At 48.3% G+C, this 18,021-nt stretch carries 14 protein-coding genes; 8 read left to right on the top strand and 6 right to left on the bottom strand.

Going from position 1 to position 18,021, the window contains the following annotated elements; all coding sequences use genetic code 11:
* Positions 1–75 precede the first annotated feature (75 nt).
* From C1N53_RS01235 to ltrA (C1N53_RS01215), 5 genes are all read left to right on the top strand, one after another.
* On the top strand, positions 76–528 hold the full coding sequence (locus C1N53_RS01235; RefSeq protein WP_137757602.1) for a hypothetical protein: 453 nt from the start codon (positions 76–78) through the stop codon (positions 526–528).
* A gap of 152 nt (positions 529–680) precedes the next feature.
* The gene (locus C1N53_RS01230; RefSeq protein ID WP_137757601.1) at positions 681–926 is read left to right on the top strand and encodes an AbrB/MazE/SpoVT family DNA-binding domain-containing protein; all 246 of its coding nucleotides are present in this window, start codon (positions 681–683) and stop codon (positions 924–926) included.
* Entirely contained in the window at positions 917–1,240 is a 324-nt protein-coding gene (locus C1N53_RS01225) for a type II toxin-antitoxin system PemK/MazF family toxin (RefSeq protein WP_137757600.1), read from the top strand. Before C1N53_RS01230 ends, C1N53_RS01225 begins: the two co-directional genes overlap by 10 nt.
* A 1,058-nt stretch (positions 1,241–2,298) precedes the next feature.
* Positions 2,299–3,732 carry a group II intron reverse transcriptase/maturase gene (gene ltrA / locus C1N53_RS01220; RefSeq protein WP_137757599.1) on the top strand — a complete coding sequence of 478 codons (1,434 nt, stop codon included), beginning with the start codon at positions 2,299–2,301 and terminating at the stop codon, positions 3,730–3,732.
* Between the two features lie 423 nt (positions 3,733–4,155).
* The gene (gene ltrA / locus C1N53_RS01215) at positions 4,156–5,394 is read left to right on the top strand and encodes a group II intron reverse transcriptase/maturase (protein ID WP_137757598.1); all 1,239 of its coding nucleotides are present in this window, start codon (positions 4,156–4,158) and stop codon (positions 5,392–5,394) included.
* Positions 5,395–5,545: 151 nt separating this feature from the next.
* Here the strand turns inward: ltrA (C1N53_RS01215) and C1N53_RS01210 are convergent, their stop codons facing one another.
* The 3 genes from C1N53_RS01210 to C1N53_RS01200 form a co-directional block, all read right to left on the bottom strand.
* Positions 5,546–6,220: a hypothetical protein gene (locus C1N53_RS01210; RefSeq protein WP_137757597.1), complete on the bottom strand. Its 675-nt coding sequence runs from the start codon at positions 6,218–6,220 to the stop codon at positions 5,546–5,548.
* Between the two features lie 33 nt (positions 6,221–6,253).
* Entirely contained in the window at positions 6,254–7,570 is a 1,317-nt protein-coding gene (locus C1N53_RS01205) for an IS110 family transposase (protein ID WP_168193931.1), read from the bottom strand.
* A gap of 428 nt (positions 7,571–7,998) precedes the next feature.
* Positions 7,999–9,450, bottom strand: coding sequence for a tyrosine-type recombinase/integrase (locus tag C1N53_RS01200; protein WP_137757595.1), 1,452 nt, complete (start codon positions 9,448–9,450; stop codon positions 7,999–8,001).
* Positions 9,451–9,555: 105 nt separating this feature from the next.
* Between C1N53_RS01200 and C1N53_RS01195 the strand changes: the two genes are divergently transcribed.
* From C1N53_RS01195 to C1N53_RS01185, 3 genes are all read left to right on the top strand, one after another.
* Positions 9,556–9,936: a hypothetical protein gene (locus tag C1N53_RS01195; RefSeq protein WP_137757594.1), complete on the top strand. Its 381-nt coding sequence runs from the start codon at positions 9,556–9,558 to the stop codon at positions 9,934–9,936.
* A gap of 536 nt (positions 9,937–10,472) precedes the next feature.
* On the top strand, positions 10,473–11,555 hold the full coding sequence (locus C1N53_RS01190) for an OmpA family protein (protein WP_240773341.1): 1,083 nt from the start codon (positions 10,473–10,475) through the stop codon (positions 11,553–11,555).
* A gap of 294 nt (positions 11,556–11,849) precedes the next feature.
* Entirely contained in the window at positions 11,850–12,128 is a 279-nt protein-coding gene (locus tag C1N53_RS01185; protein WP_206077602.1) for a hypothetical protein, read from the top strand.
* A gap of 258 nt (positions 12,129–12,386) precedes the next feature.
* Here C1N53_RS01185 and C1N53_RS01180 read toward each other — a convergent pair whose 3' ends face one another.
* From C1N53_RS01180 to C1N53_RS01170, 3 genes are read right to left on the bottom strand one after another with little or no spacing between them, the layout of a single operon-like run.
* Complete coding sequence (locus C1N53_RS01180; protein WP_137757592.1) at positions 12,387–15,482, bottom strand: efflux RND transporter permease subunit; 3,096 nt, start codon at positions 15,480–15,482, stop codon at positions 12,387–12,389.
* Between the two features lie 23 nt (positions 15,483–15,505).
* On the bottom strand, positions 15,506–16,642 hold the full coding sequence (locus tag C1N53_RS01175; protein ID WP_137757591.1) for an efflux RND transporter periplasmic adaptor subunit: 1,137 nt from the start codon (positions 16,640–16,642) through the stop codon (positions 15,506–15,508).
* Positions 16,639–17,949, bottom strand: coding sequence for a TolC family protein (locus C1N53_RS01170; protein ID WP_137757590.1), 1,311 nt, complete (start codon positions 17,947–17,949; stop codon positions 16,639–16,641). Before C1N53_RS01170 ends, C1N53_RS01175 begins: the two co-directional genes overlap by 4 nt.
* Between the last annotated feature and the right edge of the window lie 72 nt (positions 17,950–18,021).

Genomic DNA, 18,021 nt, shown 5'->3' with positions numbered 1-18,021 from the left:
CTAACAATGCATATATAAAACCCTTGCTCCGCTGCGGGCTTTTCATATACTAATCCGTTGTGAAATATAAAAATCATGAAAAAAGGTCTTCTTGCGATTCTTTTGGTTTCAATGATAGTAGGGATCTCTTACAGCCAATCGAAGAGAAAGAAGAGCCAGTTCTCTTTAATTATTGGTAGCTGCTTTAAATCCGACACTGTAGATATAAGCATAAATGGACAGGGGCTTGTAAGAAATGAAGTTGTTGAATCCCACTTTTCAACTGGCATAACACAGTTAGCCATCTACCAAGATGATAATGGACTTTGGGTTCTAAATAAAAATGTAAGAACGAAACTTGGCAGACTGGATGTGAATAAAATTCTTGCTCTTAACATTAAGATAAATGGAGTGGCAACCTCTAAAAGTGTAGATTTAAGAAAAGGATGGATTCTTATGCTCGACAACTGCTATACTGAATCTAAGGCAGGTAAGGCAGAAAGAGCTGTAACTATACAGCAGCATAAGAAAACAGTAGTACTTGAATAAAATTACATTTCACAACAAGGTTCATAATTTAGGCTCGGCTACGCCTTCCCACATTATGCACGAAACGTTACCTATCATGTGAAACTATAGAACTTTATCTTGTAATTAATCGTTGATGTAATAACTTTGTAATTACATTAAATGGAGGGATTATGGAAGTGTCAATCATTCAAATAGGAAATTCTAAGGGCCTGCGACTAACAAAGTCTATTTTGGATAGATATAACATCAAAGATAAAGTTGAACTAATACTGGAGAAGGGACAGATTATTTTAAAGCCAGTTGAGCTTCCAAGGAAAGGTTGGGAAAAGGCTTTCAGGGAAATGCATGAAAACGGTGATGATCAACTTATGCTGGATGATGTGTTTGGCGATGAAAGCTTTGACGAATGGAGATAAACCAGTATGAAATCGTATTGGTGAATCTGGACCCTACTGTAGGAAGTGAAATACAGAAGACAAGGCCTTGTGTGGTAATTTCCCCTGATGAAATTAATCATAATTTAAGGACAGTAGTTATAGCGCCAATGACCACCAAGAGTCGTAGCTATCCAACCCGTGTGAAAGTGAAGCACAACAATCAAGTAGGATGGATAGTGATTGATCAGATAAGGACTATTGATAAAGTTCGTATTGTTAAAACGCTAGGCAACTTGAATCCATCAGAAGTAGCAGCTTGTAAAAGTATAATAAAAGAAACCTTCGTGGATTAGTAAGAACAACGAATAGGTAACCCAGCCTATAAGTTATGCTTCGGCTTCGCCTCGCACACCTTATGAGGCAAAACCGTTACCTTTGATTTAAATTATGGAAAGAAGAGCATCTACGTTTATAGTTACGCTATCGGCTCTATACTCATTCTGTATTATTGGGTTCTCTCTATTAGTTGCTCTATTCATATTAGGCTCCTCCCACAGATTAGAAAGCATGGAACCAGATTTGCTACTTGTTGCAGGTTCCTCATTACTGATAATGCCCGCGACAGCTATACTATTATATAGAAGTCTTCTTAGTGGGAACGCAGAATTAAGAAGCTCCTATTTTCTTATTGTTCTGTTAGGGCTGGTGATGTTAATTTTCACCTACTACTTTTATGAAGCAATGACTGATGATTACTCCGAAGGGCTATCAATGTTCCATATGGTGCCGTTCGCAGGTATAGTTTCTACAGTTATCGTTCAAGTGTATGAGCAGTAGCGGATTTTAAGTACTAACGATTCGGTTTGCAAGTTACTTAAATTAAAACAATAGCGGTTCAAGTTTGCACTTTAACCGCTATTGCTTATACACAATGTGTGCGCCCAGTATGGGCACCTGGTACTGAAGGTATCAAATTATTCCAGAGGGTGCAAGTCCCTTACAGGCGAGTTGGTGAAGCCTGTTAGCAAGCCGCAAGCTGGTTCGTCGTGAGGCGTGCAGTGAAGAAAGCGGGACTGCAAAATCCGGTACTGACGGACAGAAACTGCATAAGAGGCAGGGAGTCGTGGGTAAGCAAGCACATCTTTGTAAAGCCCCTGACCAACAAGCGACTTTGTGTAGATGCAGCAGGAATCGGAGGAAGGAATGTGCTCTTACCTGGGGAGGTCTCCCTCTGTCGTGAACACAGGGAGAAGTCAGCAGAGGCCATAGTAGGTAGAGGTAACGAGCCGGGAAGCACCCGGAGGTCTCACAAGCTACCGAAGGGCCGAACGTTAAGTTGCTCTTAATTCGGCAAGGAGGCTCAGCCAGCCTTGCCTTAAGCGGGGCAGAGATTACAGTAAAAGTAGTAAAGATGATAGAGAAGGTACTCCACCGGGGCAACATGCTCAAGGCATACACGCACGTGCTGGCCAACAAAGGTTCGGCCGGTGTGGACGGTATGCCGGTAGAGAAGCTGGCTACGCACCTGAAACAAAACAGGGACGCCATCGCTACCGACATCTGCAACGGCAGGTACCTGCCTCCACCCATCCTAGGGGTAGCCATACCCAAGAGCAACGGTAAGAATCGCCTGCTGGGCATTCCCACCGTCACCGACCGCGTACTGCAACAGGCCGTTAATCAGGTGATAGCACCGCTCTTTGAGCTTGATTTTACCCAGCACAGCTACGGCTTCCGCCCCAACCGCAATGCCCACCAGGCCCTGCAGCAGGCACACAGGCACATCCACGAGGGCTATCAGCACATCGTGGACATCGACCTGCAGAACTTCTTCGATGAAGTGGATCATTGCCTGCTGCTGCAACTGCTTTACCGGAAGGTAAAATGCCCCCTCGCCCTACGCCTCATCCGCAAATGGCTCCGGGCCCCCATCCTTATCAACGGGAGACTGGTCAAACGTCGGAAGGGCGTGCCGCAGGGAAGCCCGCTCTCACCGCTGCTCTCCAATATCATGCTCCACGAGCTGGATAAGGAACTGGAGCGGCAGGGGCTGCGCTACGTGCGCTATGCCGACGACTTCAGCGTCTACACCAAAAGTGAAGATGAAGCTCGAAAAGTAGGCAACGCTGTATTCCTCTTCCTGCGGAACAGGCTCAAGCTGCCTATCAACAGGGAGAAGAGCGGCATCAGGCGGCCAGTAGACTTTCAGATTCTGGGTCACGGATTCGTGCCCACCTATAAGAAGGGAGATAAGGGCAAATACCAGCTGGTAGTGGCAAAGAAGGGATGGGAAAGGTTAAAGCAAAAGCTAAAGAGCATCACCCGCAAAACAACGCCCTGCTCTTTTGAGCAGCGTGTCCGGGAACTGAAAGAGGCGCAGCGAGGCTGGGTCCACTACTTCCGTTTGGCAAGTATACAGGGCAAACTCAAAGAGGTCGACAGCTGGATACGAAACAGGCTCAGGCACTGCATCTGGCATGACTGGAAACGACCGGACCGGAAAAGGAAGAACCTGATTCGGCTGGGCGTTCCCAAGTGGCAGGCGTATGCCTGGAGCAGGACCAGGAAAGGAGGATGGGCAGTAGCTCAAAGTCCAATCCTGATAACGACGGTAACGGTGAAACGGCTTGTCCGCAGGGGGTATGAATCAATGCTTGACTACTACAAGAAAGTAGCTCCACAGCTTAACGAACCGCTGTATGCGAGAACCGCTTGTACAGTGGTGGTGTGTCACGAACGAAGGACGCTTTTAGTGTCCTTTGGTGCTGTGCAAATGATGAGGGCAGGCCCCTCGGAGCCGGTAGTCAGGTGCAGGCTCCAAACCGCCTTGTGCGGCTTTGCTTAAAAGGCATGGTCGTGAGCGACAAGGAAAAGTTACCGGAAAGGTAGCAGGTAGGTGTTAAGGAGACGAACGCAAGTGAACTGCTGAAGAAGTGTCGTTAGCGAATAAGTGATGTCAAAACCGGGAGTCACCACTGTCCCGGGATAAGCATGAGGGCAACCTGGCTACTGCTCATGCGGCATCCGGCATTAAGGCAGCGTGACCTTAACACAGGCATTTGCACGGAACGTGAGAACGTGTCGTCCTGATGAGAAGGGAGAAGCTCAAGTGGCAGACCCACAAGAGTAAGAGTACCGAGGCAGGGCACGCGGGCGGAACATCCCGTAGTAGCGTGGAAGTCCCTGTAATGGGGATGGAGCCAAGGGGATGTATTATCCGGTTTTTATCACAAAGAAAACTGCAGGTAAGCCTGCAGGAGGTACTGACATGATTAAGACAAAACCATTTACCATCTCAAAGCACATCGTGCACCAGGCTTACCTGCGTGTAAAACAAAACGGAGGTAGCGCAGGTGTGGATGGGCTAAACCTCGAGGAGTTCGACCAGGACAGCAGAAATCACCTTTACCGGTTATGGAACCGAATGAGCTCGGGAAGCTATATGCCCGCACCCGTCTTACTGGTGGAAATTCCCAAGAGCGGCGGGGGCACCCGTCCACTAGGAATACCCACTGTTACGGATCGTATTGCCCAGATGGTAGTCACCATGACATTGGCACCAGTACTGGAGCCTGTGTTCCATGACGACTCCTATGGGTACAGGCCGGGCAAAAGCGCACTGGAAGCGGTGGGCAAAGCCAGGCAGCGGTGCTGGCGGCAGGACTGGGTTCTGGACCTGGACATCAAAGGCTTCTTCGACAGCATCCCGCACGAGTTGCTCCTAAAAGCAGTGCGCAGGCACACAGACTGCAAATGGGTGCTGCTCTACATCGAGCGGTGGCTCAAAACACCTGTGCAGCAAAGAAACGGCATAACCACAGAAAGGACAAAGGGCACTCCGCAGGGAGCAGTCATCAGTCCGCTGCTGGCCAACCTGTTTCTGCACTACTGCATGGACGAGTGGCTGCGGATAAAGTATCCCGGTTGCCCGTTCGAGCGCTACGCAGACGACTGTGTGATACACTGCAGCACCGAGCAGCAGGCGATAGCGCTTAAAGAAGCACTGGCAGAAAGGCTAAAGGCATGTGGCTTGGAGATGCACCCGGAGAAGACCAAAATTGTTTACTGCAGGGACGAGGACCGACGCAAAAGTTACCCGAACATGTCTTTTGAATTTCTGGGCTATACATTCAGAAGCAGGAAGTCACGGAATAAGCAGGGTAAATATTTTATCGGATTCTTACCGGCAGTTGGCGATAAAGCCAGGAAGGCAATCCGGGAAAGGATAAGGGCATGGAAGTTGACCAGCAGAAGCGGCAGCAGCCTGACAAGGCTGGCCGAGGAAATCAACCCAGTTCTGAAAGGCTGGATTAACTACTACGGACACTTCTACAAATCGGAACTCTATGAGGTATTGAGATATTTGAACCTTGTACTCAAGAGCTGGGCCAGGCAGAAGTATAAGAAACTGCAGGGCCATAAAATCAGAGCAAGCGATTGGCTGGGGAAGGTGGCTAAGGCCATTCCGAACCTGTTTGCGCACTGGCAGCTGGGAGTAAGGCCGTGAAGGTTGGATAATAGGAGCCGTGTAAGGCGAGAGTCTTACGCACGGTTCTGTGAGGGCGTAAGGGGGAGGTTCCCTTGCGCTACTCGACTGAGAGCCTCACCGTGAGTAATTTTGCTCACGGCGGGCTACTCGATTAGGCACTGGCTTTTTTTTATTCATTTATCATTACTGATACGCCCATACCGTGAATAGAAAATGAAGGATAATCGCTCAAGTCTGAATTGGGAATATACTGTTTATAATCTTCTTTTTCCAGTATATGAAATTTCTCAATTCCATATCTCTTTGTGCTTTTATTGAATTGATTTAAGAACGCACCAACTTTTTCCTCTAACCATGAATCCATTAGAAAATCATTCAGCTGTTTATAACTGATGTTTTTCTTTCCGAACTGATTTTCATAGCTCTTTGAAAGCTCTGTTGTCATGTCCCTGTAGTAAATTGGAGACTCGAAATGAAAGTAGCCAAGCTTATCTAAATTAAAATCTTGTTTAATGATAGGTAAACAGCTATTTAGTTTCTCCATTGCTGCTGAAAATAACACAGGCTTACGATGAGAAAATCTTAAAGCAAGGCTACTATCACTAACGTTTTCTGTAATTCTAATGGTAAAATCGAGCGTGTCATTTTCGGATATCCAACAATAGGAATATGACCTGGTGAAATTTTCAGCTTCGAACCAATTGTCAAGTCTATTTTCAATTTTAACTAATGTTGTATTTCTTGAATTAGCATCAATTTCCGAATTGCCATTGTCTTCCGCTTGATTCCCTTCATTACAGGCCAAAAATGTCAGTGTGATTACAAATAGAATTATCTGTTTCATATTTTTAGCTTGTGCCTAACTTCTATATAACTACTAAGCAGCTTCCTTTTTGAGTTCATGAAGCCTTCGCTCCAGATACATAATTTTTACTTGCTTATACTTCTCCTGGTAAGCAGCTAATTCAACGGGTTTGAACTCCTGCTGGCAAGATACCATTTTGTAGTAAATAGTGGCAATTTTATTAGCCGTAGCCACGGTGGCATACTTGTTTCCACCCTTTGCTTTCATGCGGCGGAAGTAGTCACCGAGCCAGTTGTCGCTGCGCTGCACGGCATTGGCTGCATTCCGAAAGGCCTGACTGGCTGGGTTAGGCTTCTTCTTCATCAGGGTGCTGCTGATAAGCTTTCCGCCTGATATTTTGTTGTTGGGGCACAGGTTGAGCCAGCTGACAAAGTGCTTAGCAGTTTCCCATTTGCTCATGTCGGTGCCCGTCTCCGAGAGAATCTCCAAAGCGGCAATGTCGCTGATGCCGTAGATAGCCATTACGTCCACTCCCAGCACTTTCTTAAGGTAAGAGCAGGTATTGAACGCTGGTTTGTTCCTGTTGGCCTTCTTGTTTGTAATAGCCTCACACGCAGGCGCCGCTTCAGGGCAGATCTCGCTGCGGTAGTATTCGAGCTGCCGCTCGATGGCCGCGTCGCAAGAGCCGATGCGCTGGGTCAGGTACTGATAGTTCATGTAACTATCCTCCAGCAGATAAAGCTGCTCTGTGCGCCAGTTCCCCTCCAGGGACTTGAGAATGGTGGCCCTGTCTGCCTTCACTTTAAAGTGGACACAGGCAAGGAAGTTTTCCGCTGTCCGCTCTCCCCGCAGAATGGCTTCAATGATGGCTATGCCCGTCTTGCCGGTGATATCGCGCAGGAGCGTGTGCACCTTCACGTTCATCAGTTCCAGGGCCTTCTGCATGCGGAACACGCAACGGCTTCGGTCCTGGGTAAGCGTTTTACGGTGGCGCACCAGTGTGCGCAGCGCCTCCTGCTCGTCATCGGGCAGATAACTGCTGCGAAGCAGTCCGCAACTGTGCAACTTTTGGATCCAGCGCGCATCATCCTCATCGTTCTTTCTGCCACATACGTTCTTGACCTGTTTAGCATTGACCAGGTACACCTCCAGGCCCTGCTGTGTAAGGAGGTTAAACAAGGGTTTCCAGTACACGCCCGTGCTCTCCATGGCTACCGTGTCCACCCCGCACTGGATAAGCCAGGCGGCGATGGCTTCCAAATCGCCGGTCATCGTCCCAAAGGACCTGACCTGCTCTGGATCTCTATCTTCGGGTACGGCGACAGCGTGTATGGTGTCGCCTACGTCGATACCTGCCGCATTCGGGTTGACCAGTGGCAGGTTGACCACGCTCTTGCTGGTGAGGGTTTGCTTTTTCATAGGCTTTCGTGTTTTGGGGTAAATACAAAAGCCCTTGCCTGCCACCCAGCCAGCTTACTCTTCTATGCGGGCTCCATCGCCCAGTTTGAAACCTAATGGGGCAGCAGGACCACACTACCGGTAGAGTTCACTCACTCAATGTTAGCAAAGGTCTCGCTGCAAAAGCTCCTGTATCTGATTTTACTCTTTCCCCAACTTTTAGGCTGAAACAGGCCGCTCAAGTTATCATGCCCGAAACATTGACAAAGTCAATACAGACACTACTGTATAAACGTGAACATACGGTTATCTACACTATGGCTGTAGGTGTGAGGGCCTGTTCCAGCAATGTGTTTTTCAGCTGCTCTCCGTTTCATTTTAGCCTGCATAGTATATTATTTAGCTAATATATTACAATTCTACAGATTATCCAGCGGGCTGACAATATTATTCAGCGCATGGCTGGTGATGTGCGTGTAGATCTCCGTGGTCCTGCTCGAACTATGCCCGAGCAGCGTCTGGATATAGCGCAGATCCGTGCCCTGTTCCAATAAATGCGTCGCAAAGGAATGGCGTAGTGTATGAGGGGTGGCATTTGTTTTTACCCCTGCTCTTTCTTTAGAGGCACGAAACACACTCCTGATGCTCTCCACAGTGTATTGCCCACCCGTCTGCCCCTCAAACAGCCACTCCTTGGGCTTGTAAGCCTTGTAATAAGCCCTGAGACTCTCCAGCAGCTTCTGCGAAAGCAGCGTGCTGCGGTCCTTTTTACCCTTGCCCCCGCGTATGAGCAACAAGTTCCGATCCGACTGCACATCGGTCAATTTCAAGCCTATCACCTCCCCTATCCTCAAGCCTCCGGCATAGAGCAATTGCAGTAGGCAGCGGTGCTTGAGGTTATCTGTGGCAGAAAGGATCTTGAGCACATCCTGCTTGCTGAGCACAGTAGGCAGACGCTGGGGCTTCTCTGGCCGCTCCACGTTGTTTAGCTGCACCTCGTGGCGGCCCAGCACCCGCTGAAAATAAAACTTAACGGCATTGATGCTCTGGTTCACGAACGAACAGGAATACTGCTGGCTTTGTACCAGTAGGCGGTGGTAATTGTTTATCTCTTCCTCGGTGAATTGGTGTATCTTTTCCAGGCCCTGCCCGCTGTAGGCGTTCAGAAACCGCAGCAAAAGACTGTGGTAGGTGCGGATCGTACTCATGGAGTAATTGAGCAGAAACAGCTTCTCTATGTAAGCCAGCGGGCAGCTGATATAGGCTGCCCCTTTCTGGTAGCTCTGTTCCCAGAGCCTGGCCTGCAACTGCATGTCCTTTATCTGCATGGCCTGGGCCAGCCATACCTGGGCCACTCCCTCCAGCTCTGAGAGCAGTAACTGCAGGCTGACGCTATCGGAGGGCAAGGCAAAGCATTTCATGGCAGGCAGCCATCTGGCTACACGGCTGTGTGTCAGGCACGCATGGATTGCCTGACTATACTGAAAGCTTACCTGCACCAGCACCTTTCCCGCCCACTCCAACGGTGAAAGGCGGGCGACGGGCTGCACAGGCACTCTTTTAAGCGGTTCGGTCTCTTGCCCGGCTGCCAGTACCACTGTCTTGTCAGCAGGCCGGATGCGCTTGGGGCGGTTCAGGTAACGGGTGTTCACCTGGGCCAGTCCCTGAAAGTGATTGTAGGTCATTTCAATGGCCTGCGGAGTGTGGTGCATCACAAAACACTTATAGGTCTTGCTCTGCTTTATCCACGAAGCCTCTTTTAAACGCCTGCTGATGAAAGGGTTGGGCTTGTACCAAAGACGGATATATTTCTTCCCCTCGTGCTCCAGGAGGTTGAGGTAAACAAAAGGGTAGTCAGCAGGATAAGCCATAGGGGATAACGAATAAATTTCCGTAAAACTATAACCTTTGATCTTACTATCCGCGTTATTACGCGAGTAAACTCGGGTATAAGCGGGTAGTGACGCAACTAAGTGATGAACCAGGAGAGAACATGCACGCAATGCGCAAAAGTGATCGTTGGCAGGAGCGACAAACGCTATTGCTCCGATGCCTGCCGCCACCTGTCCAACAATACAAGCAGGCGCCACAGCGAGGGGGAGCGTAGGATGCAGCAGGTAAACGGGGCTCTGCGTAAGAACCGCAGCATCCTGCGACAGCTAAGCCCGCAAGGGAAGACCACCATTCCAAGGCAGTACCTGGAACTGGCCGGCTTTGACTTCCGCTACTTCACCCAGCTCTACCGCACCCAAAGAGGCAACACCTATCACCTCTGCTACGATTACGGATACCTGTTGCTGCCAGAAGAAAAAGTGCTTATTGTAAACTGGCAGCCTTACATGGACGAAGGCCGGTGATAAGGTGCCCGTATGGCTGTCCCGCTTTTTCGGGCCCCTGTACCCGGCAAAGATGAGCCAACACGGTTGTCGTGCTCAGCTTGCTTCTACAGATTAAAACCAATAACAAACGTTATGATAAATATAGCTTTTGCTATCTAAGATGAAATATAATCAAAATAGTGGGTGGCAGAATAGGTGGCAGAATAGGTGGCAAAATATCACCTAAAATTTGTTAACTTTTATTAAATTATATAAACAATAGGGTTTCAAGACAATACACACAGCTTTGTAAGCTTAAACATCCATTAAAAACCTAATTAAGTTCGGCCCAAGGCACATTTATAAAACAAAAAATCCCTGTAAATCAATTATTTACAGGGCTTTTTTGTTTTCGTGGGACGGAATCTATACTTTTAGATAAACAAAAATCCTCTGAGCGGGATTACCGCAATCAGCATAAGCCATCCTTATACTTTACCACTGTACTTTGCGTTAAAACTGAGATGAAAGCTATCCTGCTATACTTCTTTTTTAGTTTATGCATAGGACAGGTTATGGCACAGAATCTTGTTCGAAACCCAAGCCTGGAGGAGTTGAAAAATAACATTGTTGGGTTCAGGGGCGTGAGCGGCACGCCTGACATTTCTTCCAAAGAAGATAAAGTTATCCAATACCCACCCTACTATAATGCCTACCAGTCAGACTCTCCTACCCGTCAACTTAGCAGCATACAGTTTGGTGATATTTGCTTCTGCCAGTGGTTTAGCTCCGCATCCAGCGAACTGATGCAGGCAGTTCTAAAGAAGCCACTTAAAAAGAATGCTAGGTATATTGTATCGCTTTATACCATAAGAGCCTCTGTACTTGAGCCGCCAATCAGTGAGATAACGATCTCTTTTATAAAGAAGCCCTTACCTTTAAGCAGAAAAGTGTATGGCCAGCAAGGTCACACATTAACAGGTGAAGGTATGCCTTATCTGTCTCTGACTTCAGCTGCATCACCAGTTCTTGCTTCACGCGAAACCTGGACAAAAGTAACCGGGGTTTATAAAGCCAGAGGGGGAGAAAAGTACTTACTTATCGGTAATTTTTCAGGAGCTAACAACAATGAATTAGACGCATTAAACCCGGATAGTGTTGAAATTACAAGGGATAACAAGATAAAAGGAACCTACTACTGCTACGACAACATTAGTGTAATTTCTGAATCCAAAGCCGGGAAGCAACCTGAACAAGATGCACCAAATCTGAAGCCACTCCTTACCAAATTCGCCATAGGCAATACCATTACGCTGAAAGATGTAAACTTTAGAACAGGCGAATTTCAAATTTTAGAAACAGCATTCTCTACCCTCGATTCTCTGGCCACTTATCTAAAGAATGAGCCAGAAGCTGTAATAGCTATTCAGGGGCATACAGACAATGTGGGTTCAGAAGAAGCCAACCTAACCCTTTCCATACAGCGGGCACAAGCTGTGATGGACTACCTGTTCCAAAAAGGTATTGCCGCCGAAAGAATGACTTCAGAAGGATATGGCGAAGGAATGCCAAAAGCAGATAATCTGACGGTAGAGAGCAGGGCACTGAACAGAAGGGTTGAAATAATGATTCTACAGAAAACATCGCGGCCTGAGTAGCTTTGTTGTGTATGATGATGCTTGTGCACCCCTCAATTACAATCATCACCTCATAGCCCCTCATAGCGCAAGCGTCCGCTTGTGCTTTGTCAACTACTGGGCAAGCTTTATGCTACCTCAATTATAGCACAAGTGGCCGCCTACGCTATGGATAGATTATGATAGCTACAGGAATTAGTCTAGGCTTACATCACTGAAATATTTTTTTGAAGTTCATTAAAAATAGTTATCATTAAATATAATGAATGCATTATATTTAGATTCAAAATCACTAAAAGTTTATTAAAGAATTAAATGAAAAAGATTAGAAGTATCGTAGCTCTTGTGCTACTTGCTGCGTCAATGTCCAGTTGTGCAACTGTATTTGGTGGTCCTGTTACTGAATATCAAAGAACTAAGCCGGTTGCTGGTCAACCACAAAGGCAAGTTCGTGCTGGTGCTTTAATTGCTGATATTCTTTTGTTTTGGCCTGGTGCTATTGTAGACTTCGCTACTGGTGCCATCTACAAACCTCAACCTAAAACATCGCAAACTCCGACACAAACCACCACTAACCAACCTACAGGAAAATAGTGAAAATTTACTGCAGGCACCGTAATAGCCAACCAGGCAATAATTCTGTTGCCTGGTTGGCTATTACGGTGCCTGGCATTGAACACTTCATCCCCCCTCACACAAGTATCCACTTCTGCCCTGCTACCTACAAAACAATAGAGTACAGCCTCCTGCCCACTACATACCTGTTCTACCTGCTTCAGGAGACAGGAAGAAAAAGAGGAGTATAGCTAAACGTAGGCATACTCCTCTTACACAAACAACTAAACTTTAATTTTACTTCCGCTCCGACCTGCTATAGGCCAGGTAATATACCTGGGGCAGCACAATAAGCGACAGGATCATACAGATCATCAGTCCGCCCACAATCATAATGGCGAGTGGCTTCTGAATCTCAGAACCCATACCTGTTGAAAGTGCAGCTGGCAGCAAACCCGCCGAGCCCATAATGGCAATCATGAACACAGGCCTGATACGGCTGTACACGCCCTCCGAAATAGCTTCCTGCAAGGAGAGGCCCTTGCGCAGGTAATCCTTCATAACGGCAATCAGAATGATACCATCGATGGTGCCTACCCCAAATAGAATAATAAAACCTATACCTGCCGAGATGCCAAAGGTCGTGCCCGTAAGCCACAGCGACAGGAAGCCCCCGATAAAGGCAAACGGAATGGTGATGAGCGATATCACGGTATCTTTCAGGTTGCCGAAGTTCACGAACAGCAGGAAGAAAATCATCAGCAGGGAGATGGGCACAATGTAGCTCAAGCGCTGTGTGGCTCTTTCTTTATTTTCGAATTCACCGGCCCAGGTTAACCCATAGCTCTCAGGCAGCACAACCTGCTCTGCCACACGTTGCTGCGCCTCTTCTACTGTACTGCCCAAGTCACGGCCCCGCACCGAGAAACCAACGGCTATGTAGCGGCTGCTTCCTTCGCGGTAGATAAAGGCCGGCCCCGTAAAGAAACCGACATCGGCAATTTCGTAAAGCGGAATCATAGACCCGCTGTTGGCCGGAACCAGAATGTTTCTGATCTCTTCTTCCGACTTCCGGAAAGGTTCTGCATAGCGTACCCGCACATCAAATATGCGCTCGTCTTCATAAAAGGAAGTGGCTGCTTTACCGCCAATCGCCATTTCGATAACAGATTGTGCATCGGCCATGCTCACGCCGTAGCGGGCCATGCGGTTTTCCTCCAGTTTGATGCGCAGCTCTGGCAAACCGATGTTGCGGTAAATGTTCAAGTCTTCTATACCTTCCACATCCTTGATGGCAGCAGCAACCTGGTCGGCAGTATTTTCCAGTTCAAACAGATCGTTCCCGAAGATCTTAACTACCAAGGAACTCTTCACCCCTGACACATATTCCTCCACGTTGTCCATGATGGGTTGGCTGAAGCCAAAGGTAACACCAGGATAAACACCCAACGACTGTTCCATCTCCGTTAGCAGTTCCTGTTTAGAAATTTTGCGTTTCCAGTCGCTTTCATCCCGAAGCTGCACATGAAATTCAATGTTGAAGAAACCAGTAGGGTCGGTACCGTCGTTCGGGCGGCCTGTCTGCGTGAGAACAAAAGCTACTTCTTCAAACTCACGGAACTTGGCTTTCATTTCCTTGGTCAGCTTCACCGACTCATCGAGGCTCACACTGTTTGGCAAGGTTGCCCTTACATACAATGCACCTTCGTTTAACTGTGGAATAAATTCAGTACCCAACTGGCTGAACCCGAAACCACAAACAATCAACAGAACACCGAACAACGATACCGTCAGCTTCTTATTGGCTGCGCCCATCTGGTACAACTTGAACATAACACCACGAATAAAATTAGTTATTGGGTTTTCGCGGTCAACCACGTTCTTGCGGAGCAGCACCTTACACATGGAAGGCACATACGTCAGGCTTAGCAATACCGCACCAATCAAGGCATACCCTAAGGTAAAGGCCAGTGGCGAAAACATCTTCCCCTCTACTTTCTGAAAGGTGAAGATCGGCATCAGTGCTACAATCAGGATGATCTGGGCAAAGAAGATAGACTTGGCAACAGAGCGGGTCTGGTTCTTGATGATGCCCAGCTTGGAGATTTTGTTAAACCGCGCCATGCCCAGTTCATGCGCTCTTTTATCGAGCCCCACGAACACATGCTCCACCACCACCATGGTACCTTCCAGCAGCAGGCCAAAGTCTACTGCACCAATCGAGATCAGGTTGGCAGGCAGGCCCTGGATGCGCAGCATCACAATGGCAAACAGAAATGCCAGCGGTATAACCGATGCGACAATAACCGTAGTGCGCCAGTTAAACAGAAAGATGAACACCAGTACCGATACCAGCACGATTCCCTCCACCAGGTTGTGCGTTACGGTGCGCACCGTGTTATCTACGAGTACGGTTCTGTCGTGAAAGGGCACAATCTTTACATCGGCGGGCAGAATCCTGTTGTTAAGTTCCTCAATTTTAGCCTTGAGCCTTTCAATAACGGCACTAGGGTTTTCACCGCGCAGCATAATTACAATGCCTTGCACCAAGTCATCGTCGTCGTCCAAACCTACCTGGCCCAGGCGCGGCTTGGCAGAGATTTTTACATCCGCCACATGCTTCACCAGCACAGGTGTTCCGTTTACGTTTTCAATAAGAATATTTTCGATATCGGCCACACTCTCCAGCAAACCAACCCCGCGCACCACATAGGCCTGGTCACCTCTGTCAATCACATCGCCGCCTACGTTGATGTTGCTGTTCTCTACGGCCTCAAAAACATCCAGCGGAGACAGGTTATAATTAGCCAGTTCTACTGGGTTTACCTGTATTTCATAAATTTTCTCCTCACCGCCAAAGCTCACCACCTCCGCTATACCGGGTACTCCTACCAGCTCCCGCTCTACCACCCATTCGTGTATTGCGGCTAAATCGCTTATAGCCCGTGATTTACTTTTAAGTACATAGCGGAATATCTCGCCTGTAGCACCTGAAGGCGGCTCTACCTCCGCCTCTGCTCCCTCTGGCAACTCAATGCTTTGCATGCGGTTAGAGGCGTACTGCTGGGCATAAAAATCATCTACATTCTCATCAAACAGCACCGTTACCACCGACAAGCCGAAAAGAGAGGTAGAACGCACCTCGGCTTTGCGCGGTATAGTGTTCATCTGGCGTGTGATCGGCAGTGTAATAAACTTCTCTACTTCCTCGGCGCTGCGGCCGGGCCATTGCGTAATAATGCGGGCCCTGGTATTGGTTACATCCGGGAAAGCCTCAATGGGTGTATTAATATAACTGATCACTCCGGCTGCCACCAGCAGCGCCGTCAGGAAAAAGACGATGATGTGGTTTTTAAGCGAGAACGATACTAAACTCTGAACAAATTTATCCATGTTGTCTGTCTGTGCTCCTCCTGTTAGTTCTGAATTTGGTTATAGATAAGCAGGTGGTTTTCGGTCACTACCTTGTCTCCTGCTTTCAGGCCTTCTTTTACCATCACGGCATTTTGGGTCTGGTACACAGGCTCCAGCTGCACAATTTCAAAGTGGCAACTGTCGCGGTACAACACCACCTGGTGTCTCGAATTAGAAAAGATCATGGCTTTGGCCGGGAAAGCCAGCAGGTTTTGTTGCGCCTCGTTCTGCGCTGTATTGTCTTGTGTTACCGATACATTTACAAACATCTCAGGCTTCAGGAGCAGGTCACGGTTCTGGATGCTGATGCGTGCTTTCAGCACACGTTCTTCCGTATCGAATGTATTAGCCAGCCTGTCGATTTTTCCTTTAAACACCTGGTCCGGATAGGCTGAAGCCCTGACTTCTACCTCCATTCCCTGCTTTACCGTGCTCAGGTTGCCGGCATACACATTGGCCATTACCCATACCTCTTCCAGGTCTGAAACAGAAAACAGCGGTTCGTCGCCAGCCTCTATCTGCTGGCCGCTTACAATATTTTTCGACACGATGTAGCCGTTAAAAGGCGCTCTGATAATGAGCACGCCCCGCTCCAGGCTACCGCCATAAATGCCCAGGTTTTCCTGTACTTTCGTAATTTCCAGCCTGGCCATTTCCACATCCTGTTGCGCCTCTATGAGTTCGCGCTCCGAGGCTACACCATCGTCGAACATTTCCTGCGTAGCCGAAAGCTGGCGCTGCGCCAGTTTTAGCTGCGCCTGGCCCGTGCGAAGTTCCGCGTTCAGGCTGCTTAGCTCGGGGCTGCGCACCTCCAGCAGCACAGTGCCTTTCTTGACATAATCGCCTAAAGAGAAATTCACTTTCGATACCACGCCATCCAGCAAAGGCACGAAACGGTAATACTTTTCAGGATTACTCATCACCCTGCCCGTTAGTTGAATGTAGTGATGTTCGGTAGCAGGAGCCACATCGGCCAGTTTGATATTTTTGGCCAGCTGTGCAGGCAGGCAGTATCCATTTGCTGCTTCAGGTGCCGCTTTTTCTGTTGTTTCTGCTTGCTGGCAACCAGACAACAGCACAGCAAGGCACAACGCTGCAGATAGCTTATTGAAGTGTTTTATATAGAATGGGCGTATCATAAATCAGTTCCTGTTAATAAGTTAAGTTCTTCTTTTTTGGATTCGAGGCTGCGGATGGTATCGAAGTAGAGGAGCTTATTTTCTTTAAAGGCATCAAAGAAGTCCAGAAACTCCAGCAGGCTGATGTTTTTGCGCTGAAAGTTCCGGCTTACCCCTGCCAGCACCTCGTCCAGTTCGTTTATGTAGGTTTCGTCGATAGACTGGTATAAACCTGATAGCTGCAGATAGTCCTTATAGGCCCTCACTACTTCCTTTTGTGCCTCATTTACCCGTAGCGATTGCAGGTGCCTGCTTTGCTGCACCCGTACCTGTGCCGCCTTTATATTGCCTTTGTTGCGGTCGAAAAACGGCAGGTCCATGGTAACACCAAAGCCAATAAAGTTGAGCAATATATTGCCACCACGGTCGTAGCTGGTATTAAAGGTAAGGTCGGGTACGCGCATGGCCCGCTCCAGTGTATGCTCCGCCTCGCTTACGCGCAGGTCTGAAGCAGCCACCAGTACAGCAGGATTTTGTCGTTCCGCCATAGTCAGTAAACTATCGAGGGATTGATTCAGCAGCAACGACCGGCGAGGAAGAGCTCCCTTATCGCTCAGGAACAGCGTTACATCTGCAGGCAGCAGCATCAGCGATTTCAGGTCTTTCTGTGCCTCATTGCTTTCCTGCAGCGCCTCGTTCAGCTCGGCGCGCAGCGACAGGCCCAGCGCCCTAATGCGGTAAAAGTCGGCCTTGGAGATATTGCCGTTGCGCAGCTGTGCCTCCTGTGCCCGTATCAGTTGCGACAGCACATTTTGCTGCTGCCGTAGCAGGCGCACGTTGTTCTGGTGGTAAAGCAAACCGGAAAGCTGTGTTCTGAACTCTGCCTTCAGCGAGAGCAGCATTTCGGTATAAGCCGTTTGAGCCAGTTCCCGGTTTGCCACCTGCAGCGAGATGTTCTTTTTGCGTTTGCGGGCCGTTTGCACCAATTGATCCAGCTGTACAGAAAATTGCCTGTTCCTGCCAAAGCGATCACCAAATAGCGGTGGGGCTCCGTCTCCGTTGGCTACCTGGTAAGGAGTTGCCCACAGGTTTACCTCGCTTATTTCCAGTTCAGGGTTTGGCCATGCCTTCGCCTGCAGAATCAGGGCTTCTGTCTGATCAATGTTTAGCCTTTCGGCAATCAGAGCCAGGTTCTTCTCAAGGAAAAGGGCCTCAGCTTCGACTCTCGTAAGAGAAAGTGTATCCGGTGTTTGTGCCTGTGCCGGAAAAGCAGCAAAAGAGCACAGCAGCAAAAGCCAGATAACGTGTTTTAAGAACTTAATTGTCATGTTGCAAAGTAGCTATGTAAGATGTGCTACAAAGCTACAGCGGCAACATTAAAGGCTTCTTTGGCTTATATT

Origin of the sequence: Pontibacter sp. SGAir0037 (genome assembly GCF_005491705.1) — a bacterium.
Lineage (GTDB): Bacteria > Bacteroidota > Bacteroidia > Cytophagales > Hymenobacteraceae > Pontibacter.
This window is presented reverse-complemented; position numbering and strand designations above follow the sequence as displayed.